A 12,991-nucleotide genomic window follows, 5' to 3' on the forward strand; every position below is an offset into this window, starting at 1 on the left:
CTGCAACATCAACGCGCCGGTTCGCGCGACACGCCGACTATTTTTTCGAAACCCTGAATCCACCCGCCTCCCGGCTCCGTATAAGGAATGCATTCGTGCTCAATCATCAACCTTGACCAGGCAGAGGGGGAATCATGTTGCAAGAAAAGATATCAAAAACCGCCGGCGGCGTCACGCTGCGCGTATTGGTGGCGGCCATCTGTGCCGGCGCCGCGATCCAGGTGCCCGTGCAGGCGTCCAGCCACCGGGAAGCACCGTTCATCACCAGGCAGCCGAAAGTCGACGCCACCGACTTCTACATGTTCCGCAGTTACGAACCGGGCCGCGCGGGCTTCGTGACGCTGATCGCGAACTACGTGCCGCTGCAGGATGCGTATGGCGGCCCGAACTACTTCATGATGGACCCGGACGCGCTGTACGAGATCCACATCGACAATAACGGCGACGCCAGGGAAGACATCACCTTCCAGTTCAGGTTCCAGAACGCGAACAAGGATGCCCAGTTGACCGTCGGCGGCAAGAAGGTGTCGATCCCGCTCGTGATCAACGGCGGCGCCATCGCCGACCCGAACGCGCCCGGCGCCAACGTGCGCGAGACCTATACCGTCAACGTGGTGCGCGGCGACCGCCGTACCGGACAGCGCAGTCCGGTGACCAATGCGACCGGCGGCGGCGCGGCCTTCGACAAACCCCTCGACAACATCGGCAACAAGTCGATCCCGAACTACGCGGCCTACGCGGCCAGGCACGTCTACACGGTCAACGTGCCCGGCTGCTCGACGCCGGCGCGCATGTTCGTCGGCCAGCGCAAGGACCCGTTCGTCGTGAACCTGGGCGAGACTTTCGACCTCATCAACATCAAGGCGCCGGCCACCGAGTTCGCGGCCAACGCCGAAAAGGCGGCGAAGGATGACCTGGCCGACAAGAACGTGACCAGCATCGAGCTCGAAGTCGCCGCCGCCTGCCTCATGGCCGGCGGCGACCCGGTGATCGGCGGCTGGACCACGGCCAGCATGCGCCAGGCGCGCCTGCTGAATCCGGTCCCGGCCGGCGCCGGCGCGTCGAAGGAAGGCGGCGCCTGGACCCAGGTGTCGCGCCTGGGCATGCCGCTCGTGAACGAAGTCGTGATCGGCCTGAAGGACAAGGACCGCTTCAATGCCAGCAAGCCGATGAACGATGCCCAGTTTGCCGACTACGTCACGAATCCGACCTTGCCCGCCCTGGTCGAGATCCTGTACGGGAATGCCGGTGCCAAGGCCCCGACCAACTTCCCGCGCAACGACCTCGTGACCGCGTTCCTGACCGGGGTGAAGGGCCTGAACCAGCCCATCAAGGTGACGCCGGCCGAGATGCTGCGCCTGAACACGTCGATTGCCCCGGCCGCGATGGGTTCGCAGAAACGCCTGGGCGTGATCGACGGCGACAACGCCGGCTTCCCGAACGGACGCCGTCCGGGCGATGACGTGGTCGACATCGCGCTGCGCGTCGTGATGGGCAAGCTGTGCACGCTGAACCTGGGTTGCGCCCCGTCCGATGCGCCGGCCGGCGGCCTGCATTTCACCGATGGCGCGTACCTGGACGACAGCTTCTTCACGAACGGCTTCCCGTACCTGAAGACCCCGCTGCCGGGTTCGCCGCAACAATAAGCCCGCGAAGGAGACGATCATGAGGAAACTCTTGCCATGCATGATGCTGGCCGGCGGGCTGCTGGCCGCGTGCGGCGGCAGCGACCACGACGACGGCGCCGCCATGTCCCCGCTGCCGCCGCCGCCCGCGTCCGGTGGCGGCACGCCGGCCGCGGACAAGTTCACGGTCCAGGTCGCCAGCCTGGTCGCGGGCGCGCCGGACGACGCCGAACCGGCGGCGCTCGACGACGCGGCGCCGGCCATGCCCGACGACACCGAGCCGCAGGCGGTGCAATGAAGCCCGGCGCCGCCATCCGCACCCTGGCTGCGGCGCTGCTGGCCTGCGCCGGCGCCGGGGCCGCCGCCGCCCCGCGCCTGCCGGCCAGCGGCGCCGAGGTGCTCGAGGTCCTGCCCTGGCGCGCCGACCCGCAGCAGCGCGAACTGCGTGCGCTGCGCGCGCGCCTGCGGGAAGCGCCGCGCGACCAGGCGCGCGCGGTCGACGTCGCACGCCGCTACATCGAAGCCGGGCGGCGCGAAGCCGACCCGCGCTACTACGGCTATGCGCAAGCCGCGCTGGGACCGTGGTGGCGCCTGGCCGCGCCGCCGCCGCCAGTGCGCCTGCTGCGCGCCACGCTGCTGCAGAGCGAACACCGGTTTCCCGAGGCGCTGGCCGACCTCGCGGGATTGACGGCCCGGCAGCCGGACAACGCCCAGGCCTGGCTGACCCGCGCCACCATCGAAACCGTGCGCGCCGACTACGCCGCGGCCACGCGGAGCTGCGCGCGCCTGTCCAGCCTCGCCGACGAACTGGTGACCACGGCCTGCATCGCCAACGTGGGGGCCGTGAACGGGCGGCTGGCGGCCAGCGAACGCCTGCTCGCGGCGGTGCGCGCGCGCGCCGGCGCCGGCGTGGAGGCGCCCGCCGTCGACGCCTGGGTGCTCACGATGCTGGCCGAAATGGCGCAGCGCCGCGGTGCCGCGGCCATCGCCGACGCGCGCTTCGGCGCCGCGCTGCGCGAGGCGCCGCGCGACACCTATCTGCTGGGCGCCTATGCCGACTTCCTGCTGGACGCCGGCCGTCATGCCGAGGCGGCCACGCTGCTGGCGCCGCACGCGCGCGTGGACGGCCTGCTGCTGCGCCACGCGCTCGCACTGCGCGGGGCCGGCCGCGCACGCGACCTGGCACCCGAACTGGCGGAGCTGGCGGCGCGCTTCGACGCGGGCGAACGGCGCGGCGACGGCGTCCACCTGCGCGAGCAGGCCCGCTTCGAGCTGGCCCTGCGCGGCGACACCAGCCGCGCGCTGGCGATCGCGCGGCGCAACTGGGGCGTGCAGAAGGAGACGGCCGACGCCCGCATCCTGCTGGAGGCGGCGCTCGCCGCCCATGACGCCGCGAGCGCCCGTCCGGTACTCGACTGGATGCGCAGCGCGCGCGTGGAAGACGTCCGGCTCGCGCGCCTCGCCGCGCAGTTCGACACGCAATTCAACCCGCAGTCCAACCGGCGCGGAGGCAAGGCATGAAACGCCTGTGGGTCCTGTTTTGCATCTTCCTCGCCGGCGCGGCGTGGTCGCTGCCCGCCGCCGCGCACAAGCCGAGCGACGCCTACCTGCGCCTGACGACGGAAAAGGCCGGTGCCGACGTGCGCGGCGAGTGGGACATCGCGCTGCGCGACCTGGACTACGCCATCGGCCTCGACGCCGACAACGACGGCCAGCTGACCTGGGACGAAGTCCGCAACCGCCACGCCGCGATCGCCGCGTACGCGCTGGCGCGCCTGCACCTGGCGCGCGGCGGCGCCGCCTGCGCACTCGTGCCGGGCACGCAGCTGGTCGACACCCACACGGACGGCACCTACACGGTGCTGGCCTTCGCCGCCCGTTGCCCGCGGGCCGGTCCGCTCACGGTCGAATATCGCCTGTTCGCCGACGTCGACCCGCAGCACAAGGGCCTGGCCAGCGTGCGCGACGGCGACAGCGTACGCACCCTGGTGCTCGGCAGCGACCATCCGCGCGCCACGGTCGACGAGGGCGCGGGCGGCGCGGCCAGCGGTTTCCTGGCCTACGTCCGGCACGGCATCGTGCACATCTGGGTCGGCTACGACCATATCCTGTTCCTGGTGTCGCTGCTGCTGCCGGCGGTGCTGGTGCGCGACGGGCGCGGCTGGCGCGCCGTGTGCGGCATGCGCGCGGCGTTGACCGACGTGCTGAAGATCGTGACGGCGTTCACCGTCGCGCACTCGATCACGCTGAGCCTCGCCGCCTTGGGCATCGTGGCGCTGCCCTCGCGCTGGGTCGAGTCGGCGATCGCCCTGTCGGTGCTGCTGGCGGCGCTGAACAACGTGCTGCCCGTCGCACGCGGGCGGCGCTGGGCCGCGGCCTTCCTGTTCGGCCTCGTGCACGGCTTCGGCTTCGCCAGCGTCCTGGCCGACCTCGGGCTGCAGCCGGGGGCGCTGGCGGCGTCCCTGGTCGGCTTCAACCTGGGCGTCGAGATCGGCCAGCTGGCGATCGTCGCCGCGTTCCTCCCCCTCGCCTACCTGATGCGCAGCACCTGGTTCTACCGGCGCGTCGTCCTGGTGGGCGGGTCGGGGATGATCATGCTGGTGGCCGCCGTGTGGCTGGGGGAGCGCTTGTTCGACCTGAAGCTGCTGCCGGTGTAGGCTTGATGCCGGGGTGTCAACCGGCGATGGCCGCTGCCCTGCCGATCGAATGGCGTCGACAGCGCGTCTTTTGCCGGCCACCGATGGTCACGCGACGACTACGCCGACAGCTTCCGCATCTCGGCGTACAGGTCGGCCTTGCCTTCGAAGCCGATACCCGGCAGGTCCGGCATCGTGATGTGGCCGTCGTCGACCCTGACGCCGTCCGGGAAGCCGCCGTACGGCTGGAACAGGTCGGGGTAGGACTCGTTGCCGCCCAGGCCCAGGCCGGCCGCGATGTTCAGCGACATCTGGTGGCCGCCGTGCGGGATGCAGCGGCTCGGCGACCAGCCGTGCTCGCGCAGCATGTCGAGGGTGCGCAGGTACTCGACCAGGCCGTACGACAGCGCGCAGTCGAACTGCAGCCAGTCGCGGTCGGCGCGCATGCCGCCGTAGCGGATCAGGTTGCGCGCGTCCTGCATCGAGAACAGGTCCTCGCCGGTCGCCATCGGGTTCTTGTAGTAGTTGCGCAGGGTCGCCTGCAGTTCGAAGTCGAGCGGGTCGCCCGGTTCCTCGTACCAGAACAGGTCGTACTGCGACAGCGCTTTTGCGTACTCGATCGCGGTATCGAGGTCGAAGCGGCCGTTGGCGTCCACCGCCAGCTTCTGGCCATCTTTCAGCACCGACAGGATGCTGTCGATCCGGCGCAGGTCTTCGTCCAGCGACGCGCCGCCGATCTTCTTCTTCACGACCGTGTAACCGCGGTCGATGTAGCTGCGCATTTCATCCTTCAGCTTGTCGTGGTCCTGGCCCGGGTAATAGTAACCACCGGCTGCGTACACGAAGATCTTGCGGTCCGGCTTGCCGTTACCGTAGCGGTCGGCCAGCAGCTGGAACAGCGGCTTGCCTTCGATCTTGGCGACCGCATCCCACACGGCCATGTCGATGGTGCCGATGGCCACCGAACGCTCGCCGTGGCCTCCCGGCTTCTCGTTGGTGAACATGCAGTTCCAGATCTTGTGCGGATCGAGGTTGGTGCCGGCGTCGTCGACCAGCGAAGCCGGGTCGGCTTCCAGGATGCGGGGGATGAAGCGCTCGCGCATCAGCTTGCCCTGGCCGTAGCGGCCGTTCGAGTTGAAGCCGTAGCCGATGACCGGCTTGCCGTCGCGGATCACGTCGGTGACCACGGCGACAAGGCTCAGCGTCATCTTGCTGAAGTCGATGTATGCGTTCCGGATCGGCGAGCTGATGGGAACGGTCTTTTCACGGATTTCTACGATTCTCACGGGAGTCTCCTGAGGACAATCGCATGTCGTGGATGCGATCAGGTGTCGGAAAACCGTAGATTAAGGTGCCTGGAAGCGCCTATAATTCTCCCGGATTCAATTATGAAATGCGTTCAAGTGAAGAATGATCCGACCTCCGACATGCAGTTTTTCGTGCTCGTGGCCAAGCACGGCAGTCTTGCTGCGGCGGCGCGGGCCATCGACCTGACGCCGCCGGCGGCCACCAAGCGGCTGGCCACGCTCGAGAGCCGGCTGGGTGTCCGGCTCCTCAACCGGACCACGCGCACGCTCAGCCTGACAACTGAAGGCGAGACCTATCTGCAGCATGCGACGCGCATCCTGGCCGACATCACGGAAATGGAGGACGCGGTGGCGCAAGCGCGGTCCACGCCGCGTGGATTGCTGCGTGTGAACGCGACCCTGGGTTTCGGGCGCACGACGATCGCACCGCTGGTGTCCGCGTTCGGTGCGCGCTATCCGGAAGTGGAAGTCCAGATGGAAGTCACCGACAAGCCCATCGACCTCGTCGAGAGCGGCTTCGACCTGGCGATCCGGTTTGGCGCCTTACCGGACAAACGGCTCAATGCCCGCAAGATCATGTCGAACCGGCGCTTCCTGTGCGCCTCTCCAGGCTACCTGGAGCGCCATGGCACGCCGATGAACCTGGCGGACCTCGCCAACCATCGCTGCATCATCCACCGGCAGAACGACGACGCCTATGGCATCTGGCGCTTCATGCACCACGACCATAGCGAAGTGGTCAAGGTGCACGGCATGCTGTCGAGTAACGACGGCGACATCGTGCTCGGCTGGGCGCTGGATGGCCACGGTATCCTGATCCGATCGGAATGGGACCTTGCGAAATACCTCGACAGCGGACGGCTGAAAATCGTGCTGCCCGAGTTCGACCTGCCTGCCGCAGACCTGTTTGTCTATTATCCCAGCAAGCGCAATCAGACGATCCGCGCACGGGCGTTCATCGACTTTCTCGTCGAGCACCTGCGGGAGCCGCAGGATCATCAGGGCGCCCGGCCTGTTGCCGGCCGCACCGGCACAAGGTTCAGGTGAGTGGGCACGCGAAGCGGCACGGTCCAGCGACTTGTGACTCGACCTGATACTGGCCAGCACGGGAGCGCAAATCTGGAGATGGGATGGAGGCGAGGATGGGAGTCGAACCCATCTACACGGCTTTGCAGGCCGCTGCATAACCGCTTTGCTACCTCGCCGGAGGAAGACTTTGACTATCGAAGCGACCGGTTAGCTGTCGCAACGACACGAGAAGGCTGGCTTCTCTGTAACTGGAGCGGGAGAAGAGTCTCGAACTCTCGACCTCAACCTTGGCAAGGTTGCGCTCTACCAACTGAGCTACTCCCGCATCGGTACTACGTTTCGTGAATCGCTGGAGCGGGAGAAGAGTCTCGAACTCTCGACCTCAACCTTGGCAAGGTTGCGCTCTACCAACTGAGCTACTCCCGCTTAGGAGTTCATCACGCACTGCCGTAAAACACTGGAGCGGGAGAAGAGTCTCGAACTCTCGACCTCAACCTTGGCAAGGTTGCGCTCTACCAACTGAGCTACTCCCGCATGGAGTCTTACTTGTACTGCTGCCCCAGCATCATCTGCCGATGAGTGGAGCGGGAGAAGAGTCTCGAACTCTCGACCTCAACCTTGGCAAGGTTGCGCTCTACCAACTGAGCTACTCCCGCGTCGCTGGAACTTGCGATTATCTCAGATTTTTTACTGATTTCCAAGACAACCTTTTCGTTACGACCATCAATCACCTGCAAACTCTGGAGCGGGAGAAGAGTCTCGAACTCTCGACCTCAACCTTGGCAAGGTTGCGCTCTACCAACTGAGCTACTCCCGCTTCGTTCCGTTTGCCGCGATGTCGTTCGCAACAGGCAGGCATTATAGAGATGCTGAGCTATGTGTCAAGGATGAATGTCGTAAAGCTATACGGCGCCGGACTTTTCCTTGATGAGCGGCCAGGCGCGGCGCAGGTAATAAAACATCGACCAGACCGTCAGCACGGCCGCGACCCACAGCAGCAGTTCGCCGCAGCGGTGGATATCGAGCGTGCCGTCGAACAGCGGGTCGTGGAACAGCAGCATGGGGATGGCGACCATCTGCGCGGCCGTCTTGATCTTGCCGAGCGAGCTCACCGCGACCGACTTGCGCGCCCCGATCTCGGCCATCCATTCGCGCAGCGCCGAAATCGTGATCTCGCGGCCGATGATGATGAAGGCGATGATGGCGCTCACGCGGTCCAGCTGCACCAGCACGAGCAGCGCACCCGCCACCATCAGCTTGTCCGCCACGGGATCGAGGAAGGCGCCGAAGGCCGACGTCTCGTTCCAGCGCCGGGCCAGGTAACCATCGAACCAGTCGGTGATCGCGGCGACGATGAACACCAGCGTGGAGGCGAGGTTGCGGTCGGCCACGTGCAGCCAGTGATCGGGGAGGTAGTAGACACCGACGACCAGCGGAATCAGTGCGACGCGTAGCCAGGTCAGGAGAATCGGAATATTGAAAGGCATGGGGTGAGGCTGATCGGTGCTGGACTTGTTGAGTTTCGTGCGCGCTAGTCTACATGGCTCTTGCCGTTTAAACCAGTTGAGCCCAGCCGTGGCGCGCCCCGGTCAATACAAACGAGTGTGACGTTCAGTGCAGCTGGCGATAGATTTCCTCGGCCAGCGTGCTCGAAATCCCGTCCACCGACATCAGGTCCTCGACGCTCGCATCGACCACGCCGCGCAGCCCGCCAAAGCGCGCCAGGAGCTTCTGGCGGCGTTTGGCGCCGATGCCCTCGATCTCTTCCAGGCGCGACGCCTGGCGCGTCTTGGCGCGTTTGGCACGCATGCCCGTGATGGCGAAGCGGTGCGCCTCGTCGCGGATCATCGCCACGAGCATCAGCGCGGCCGATTCCTTGCCCAGTTCCTGCGGGCCGCGGCCGTCCGCGAAGATCAGCGTCTCCAGGCCGACGCGGCGCCCCTCCCCTTTCGCCACGCCGACGATGGACGCGATGTCCAGCCCCAGTTCCGTGAACACCTGGCGCGCCATCTCGACCTGCCCACGGCCGCCGTCGATCAGCGCGATGTCTGGCATCACGCCGTCGCCGTTCGCCACCTTTTCGTAGCGCCGCATCAAGACCTGGCGCATGGCGGCGTAGTCGTCGCCCGGCGTGATGCCGGTGATGTTGTAGCGCCGGTATTCGCCGTTCTGCATCTGGTGGTGGTGGAACACGACGCACGACGCCTGGGTCGCTTCGCCGGCCGTATGGCTGATGTCGAAGCATTCGATGCGCAGCGCGTCGAGATCCTCGCTGTCCAGGCCGAGCACGTCGGCCAGCGCGCGCGTGCGCGACTGCTGCGAACCCTGTTCGGACAGCAGCCGGGCCAGCGAGATCTCCGCGCCCTTCTGCGCCAGCTCCAGCCACTGGCGGCGCTGGCCCTGCGGCTGGAACACGAGGTTGATGCGGTGGCCGCACTGCTCCGTCAGCGCCATCATCAGCTCGGGCTGGTCGAACTCGATGTTGAGGATGAACGTGCCCGGCACGAACTTGTCGCCGTAGTGCTGGGCCAGGAATGCGGCCAGCACCTCCACTTCGATGGGACATTCATCCATCGCCTCGCCCACCTGCGTCGGGAAGTAGGCGCGGTCGCCGAGATGGCGGCCGCCGCGCACCATCGCCAGGTTGACGCAGGCGCGGCCGCCCTGCACGACGACGGCGATGATGTCGACGTCGGCGTCGCCCGTCGTCTCCATGCTCTGCTGGTGCAGCACGCGCGACAGCGCCTGGATCTGGTTGCGCACGCTGGCCGCCTGCTCGAATTTCAGGTCCTCGGCATAGGCGAGCATCTTCTTCTCGAGTTCTTCCAGCACCTCGGTCTGGCGCCCGCGCAGGAATTTCGCCGCGTTGTCGACGTCGCGCTGGTAGTCCTCGGGCGCGATCAGCTCCACGCACGGGCCGCTGCAGCGCCCGATCTGGTGCAGCAGGCACGGCCGCGTGCGATTGGCGAAGACGCTGTCCTCGCACGTGCGCAGCATGAACACCTTTTGCAGCAGCTGCATGGATTCCTTGACGGCCCATGCGCTGGGGAACGGTCCGAAGTACTGGTTCTTCTTGTCCAGCGCGCCGCGATAATAGGCCATGCGCGGAAAGGCGCCGCCCGTAAGTTTCAGGTACGGGTACGATTTGTCGTCGCGGAACAGGATGTTGTAGCGCGGCTTGAGGCTCTTGATCAGGTTGTTTTCCAGGATCAGGGCCTCGGCCTCGCTGTGCGTCACCGTCGTCTCGAGGCGCGCGATCTGCGACACCATCATCGCGATGCGCGGGCTCGACAACGTCTTCTGGAAATAGCTCGACACGCGCTTCTTGAGGTTGCGCGCCTTGCCCACGTACAGGACCTTGTCCTCGCCGTCGAAATAGCGATAGACGCCCGGCAGGTCGGGCAGCCTGGCCACCGTCGCCAGGACTTGTTCGCGCGCTTCCTCGCTGGGGCGCACGGGAGATTCCGCATCCTTCGTCATCGTCGCGATCAATTCCTCTTTCATGGCTTGCCACGCGTCCGGGCGGGCGCGCGGCATGTTCGGCGGGGCCGGCCGCGGCGTGCGCCGCGGCGTCTTCGGCCTGGCCGGTACTACGACTTCGTCTTTCACTTCCGCTGCACCTGCTACGTCGCGGACGCTCCTTCCGGGGCCTGGGTGACGATCACGAACGCGACGCCGTAGTCGGCCTCGTCGCTGATCGTCACCTGGGCCGTGAGGCGGTGCGTCCGCATGAATTCGTCGAGCGCCCCGCTGCACACGATCACCGGCTTGCCGCTGGGCGCGTTGAGCATCTGGGCCGAGCGCCACGTCATGGGCATGCGCATGCCCAGGCCGATCGCTTTCGAGAACGCCTCCTTGGCCGAGAACCGCGTGGCCAGGAAGCGCAGCCCCCGCACCTCGTTCTTGGCGCGGCGGGCGTGGTATTTGACGAGTTCCTCGGGGCCGAGGATTTTTTCGGCGAAGCGTGGCCCGCTGCGCGCGAGGGCCGCCTCGACGCGCGAGATCTGGACGATGTCCGTGCCGATCCCGTAGATCGTCACTGCCCGGCTCCATGCGCGGCGTAGGACACGCCCAGGCGCGCGGCGACCATGATCGCCTTCATCTCGCGCACGGCGTTTTCGAAACCCGCGAACAGCGCGTGCGCGACGATCGCATGGCCGATGTTCAGTTCGTGGATCCCGGGAATCGCCGCAATCGGCTGCACGTTGGTGTAGTGCAGGCCGTGGCCGGCGTTCACGCGCAGGCCGTGCTTCACGCCGGCGCGCACGCCCAGCTTGATGCGTTCCAGTTCGCGCGCCAGTTCGGCGGCGTTGCCGGCCTCGGCGTAGCGGCCCGTGTGCAGTTCGATGACGGTGGCGCCCACCTGCGCGGCGGCGGCGATCTGCGCGTCGTCCGCATCGATGAACAGCGAGACGCGGATGCCCTCGCCTTGCAGCTGGCGCACCGCGGCTTCCACCTCTTTCTGGTAGCGGATGACGTCCAGGCCGCCCTCCGTCGTCACTTCCTCGCGGCGCTCGGGCACGAGGCACACGTCCTGCGGCTTCACCTTGCAGGCGAAGTCGATCATCTCCTGCGTGACGGCCGCTTCCAGGTTCATGCGCGTCGCCAGCTGCGGGCGGATGGCGAGGACGTCGGCGTCCTTGATGTGGCGGCGGTCTTCGCGCAGGTGCAGGGTGATCAGGTCGGCGCCCGCCTGCTCGGCGATCAGCGCGGCGCGCAGCGGGTCGGGATAGACGGTGCCGCGCGCATTGCGGACGGTGGCGATGTGGTCGATGTTCACGCCCAGGTCGATCACCTGGCCGGCGGGTTGCAGGAAGCTCATGGTCGTATTCTCGTATTCTTTGTCAAAGCTGCATCAGGTCGATCAAAATCTGGCGCGTGTTCAGCGGCGCGCCGCCCAGGTGATAGGCCAGCAGGAAGCGCATCAGCTGTTTGCTCTGCGCCTGCGTCTGCGGGTCGGCGTAGTGTTCGCGTTCCATGTCGACCAGCGTCTTGCCGGACACGATCGGCCACGATTCCACGGCCGCCGCCGTGCGCGCGCCGCGCTCGGGATCGACGACGTACAGGCCGTCCGGCTCGACGGCCGCGCGCGTCGTCGTGCAGCGCGTGAGGTCGGCGGCGACGCCGGTCTCTTTAAGCAGGGCCCGTTCGAATTTTCGCAAGGCGATCGGGGCCGGTTCGCCGTGCGCCAGTTCGTTGAGGGTCGAGACGTAATGGTTGAACAGCGCCGGATGCGGATCGTCGCGCGCCAGCAGTTTCACCAGCAATTCATTGAGATAGAAGCCGCACAGCAGCGCCGCTTTTTCCAGCGGCAGCATGCCGCCGACCCATTCGGCGTCGATCAGCGTGCGCAGCTCGGACTTGCCGGAAAACGACACGGACAGCGGCTGAAAGGTCTGCAGCACGCCGCGCAGTTTCGACGTCGGCCGTTTCGCGCCCTTCGCCACGACGCCGATGCGGCCGTGGTCGCGCGTGAACATGTCGACGATGAGGCTCGTTTCCTTGTACGGATAGCTGTGCAGCACGAACCCCGGCTGGCCGTTGACGCGGCTTTCGCGCACGGGCGCGCGACGCTTGCTCACCGTCGCCGGGGAATGCGCGTCCTGGTCGTTGTCGATGAGTTCGTCGTCGCGGCTGGGCATGCGGGCTATCTTACCCCGGCTTCACTCGTAGCCGTAAGCGCGCAGGCCCGCTTCGTTGTCGGCCCAGCCGGATTTCACCTTGACCCAGATCTCCAGGTAGACCGGACCGCCGAACAGTTTTTCCATGTCGAGGCGGGACTGCGTGGAGATCTCTTTCAGGCGCGCGCCCTTGTTACCGATGATCATGGACTTGTGCGTGTCGCGCTCGACGAGGATGGCGGCGAACACGCGGCGCAGATTGCCTTCCTGCTGGAATTGCTCGATCAGCACGGTGCTCGTGTACGGCAGCTCGTCACCCAGCAGGCGGAACACTTTTTCGCGCACGATCTCGGCCGCGAGGAATTTCTCGCTGCGGTCGGTGATGTCGTCCGGGCCGAAGATCGGCGCATTTTCCGGCAGGTGGCGCTTGATCTCGCCTTCCAGCGCGTCGACCTGGAAGCGCAGCTTCGCGGACACCGGCACGACCGCCGTGAAATCGCGCAGGCCGGCCACCTTGGCCGCGAACGGCATCAGCTCGGCCTTGTCCTTCATGCGGTCGGACTTGTTGATGACGAGGATGACGGGCACGTTCTTCGGCAACAGGTCGAGCACTTGCTGGTCGGCCGGGCCGAACGTGCCGGCCTCGACGAGGAACAGGATCACGTCGGATGCCGTCAGCGTGTTCGACACGGTCTTGTTCAGCGTCTTGTTCAGCGTTCATGTAGGAATTGAACTCAAGTAATTGACGGGATACAGACCAAGGCTGTCAGTGG

At 66.4% G+C, this 12,991-nt stretch carries 11 protein-coding genes, 6 tRNA genes and 1 pseudogene; 5 read left to right on the forward strand and 13 right to left on the reverse strand.

Going from position 1 to position 12,991, the window contains the following annotated elements; all coding sequences use genetic code 11:
* Positions 1-134 precede the first annotated feature (134 nt).
* The 4 genes from ACEN9Q_RS15000 to ACEN9Q_RS15015 are packed head-to-tail and all read left to right on the forward strand — an operon-like array spanning position 135 to position 4,282.
* The gene (locus ACEN9Q_RS15000; protein WP_495625147.1) at positions 135-1,646 is read left to right on the forward strand and encodes a DUF4331 domain-containing protein; all 1,512 of its coding nucleotides are present in this window, start codon (positions 135-137) and stop codon (positions 1,644-1,646) included.
* A gap of 19 nt (positions 1,647-1,665) precedes the next feature.
* Positions 1,666-1,923 carry a hypothetical protein gene (locus tag ACEN9Q_RS15005; protein ID WP_495625148.1) on the forward strand — a complete coding sequence of 86 codons (258 nt, stop codon included), beginning with the start codon at positions 1,666-1,668 and terminating at the stop codon, positions 1,921-1,923.
* A complete protein-coding gene (locus tag ACEN9Q_RS15010) occupies positions 1,920-3,146 on the forward strand; it encodes a hypothetical protein (protein WP_495625149.1) in 1,227 nt (408 codons plus the stop codon). The genes ACEN9Q_RS15005 and ACEN9Q_RS15010 overlap by 4 nt, the downstream gene beginning before the upstream one ends.
* The gene (locus tag ACEN9Q_RS15015) at positions 3,143-4,282 is read left to right on the forward strand and encodes a HupE/UreJ family protein (protein ID WP_495625150.1); all 1,140 of its coding nucleotides are present in this window, start codon (positions 3,143-3,145) and stop codon (positions 4,280-4,282) included. The genes ACEN9Q_RS15010 and ACEN9Q_RS15015 overlap by 4 nt, the downstream gene beginning before the upstream one ends.
* 98 nt (positions 4,283-4,380) lie before the next feature.
* Here the strand turns inward: ACEN9Q_RS15015 and ACEN9Q_RS15020 are convergent, their stop codons facing one another.
* Positions 4,381-5,547 carry a mandelate racemase/muconate lactonizing enzyme family protein gene (locus tag ACEN9Q_RS15020; RefSeq protein ID WP_495625151.1) on the reverse strand — a complete coding sequence of 389 codons (1,167 nt, stop codon included), beginning with the start codon at positions 5,545-5,547 and terminating at the stop codon, positions 4,381-4,383.
* Between the two features lie 102 nt (positions 5,548-5,649).
* On the opposite strand from ACEN9Q_RS15020, the gene ACEN9Q_RS15025 reads away from it, so the two are divergent.
* Positions 5,650-6,615, forward strand: coding sequence for a LysR substrate-binding domain-containing protein (locus ACEN9Q_RS15025; RefSeq protein WP_495625152.1), 966 nt, complete (start codon positions 5,650-5,652; stop codon positions 6,613-6,615).
* Positions 6,616-6,699: 84 nt separating this feature from the next.
* On the opposite strand, the gene ACEN9Q_RS15030 is transcribed toward ACEN9Q_RS15025, so the two are convergent.
* The 12 genes and pseudogenes from ACEN9Q_RS15030 to era form a co-directional block, all read right to left on the reverse strand.
* Positions 6,700-6,773: transfer RNA gene (locus tag ACEN9Q_RS15030), tRNA-Cys, on the reverse strand.
* Between the two features lie 73 nt (positions 6,774-6,846).
* Positions 6,847-6,922 (reverse strand) — tRNA-Gly (locus ACEN9Q_RS15035).
* A gap of 25 nt (positions 6,923-6,947) precedes the next feature.
* Positions 6,948-7,023: transfer RNA gene (locus tag ACEN9Q_RS15040), tRNA-Gly, on the reverse strand.
* A 32-nt stretch (positions 7,024-7,055) separates the two neighbouring features.
* Positions 7,056-7,131 (reverse strand) — tRNA-Gly (locus tag ACEN9Q_RS15045).
* Positions 7,132-7,177: 46 nt separating this feature from the next.
* Positions 7,178-7,253: transfer RNA gene (locus ACEN9Q_RS15050), tRNA-Gly, on the reverse strand.
* Between the two features lie 85 nt (positions 7,254-7,338).
* Positions 7,339-7,414 (reverse strand) — tRNA-Gly (locus ACEN9Q_RS15055).
* Between the two features lie 85 nt (positions 7,415-7,499).
* Positions 7,500-8,084, reverse strand: a complete 585-nt coding sequence (gene pgsA, locus ACEN9Q_RS15060) for a CDP-diacylglycerol--glycerol-3-phosphate 3-phosphatidyltransferase (RefSeq protein ID WP_056436094.1) — start codon at positions 8,082-8,084, stop codon at positions 7,500-7,502.
* Between the two features lie 124 nt (positions 8,085-8,208).
* A complete protein-coding gene (gene uvrC, locus ACEN9Q_RS15065; protein ID WP_495628957.1) occupies positions 8,209-10,077 on the reverse strand; it encodes an excinuclease ABC subunit UvrC in 1,869 nt (622 codons plus the stop codon).
* 143 nt (positions 10,078-10,220) lie between these two features.
* Entirely contained in the window at positions 10,221-10,631 is a 411-nt protein-coding gene (gene acpS / locus ACEN9Q_RS15070) for a holo-ACP synthase (protein ID WP_056436894.1), read from the reverse strand.
* A 2-nt stretch (positions 10,632-10,633) separates the two neighbouring features.
* The gene (gene pdxJ / locus ACEN9Q_RS15075) at positions 10,634-11,419 is read right to left on the reverse strand and encodes a pyridoxine 5'-phosphate synthase (protein WP_495625153.1); all 786 of its coding nucleotides are present in this window, start codon (positions 11,417-11,419) and stop codon (positions 10,634-10,636) included.
* 22 nt (positions 11,420-11,441) lie between these two features.
* A complete protein-coding gene (gene recO / locus ACEN9Q_RS15080) occupies positions 11,442-12,239 on the reverse strand; it encodes a DNA repair protein RecO (RefSeq protein WP_495625154.1) in 798 nt (265 codons plus the stop codon).
* A gap of 21 nt (positions 12,240-12,260) precedes the next feature.
* A pseudogene (gene era, locus ACEN9Q_RS15085) lies at positions 12,261-12,932 on the reverse strand (GTPase Era); the annotation flags it as partial.
* Positions 12,933-12,991 lie beyond the last annotated feature (59 nt).

The sequence above is a fragment of the Massilia sp. Masssp93 genome (assembly GCF_059491295.1).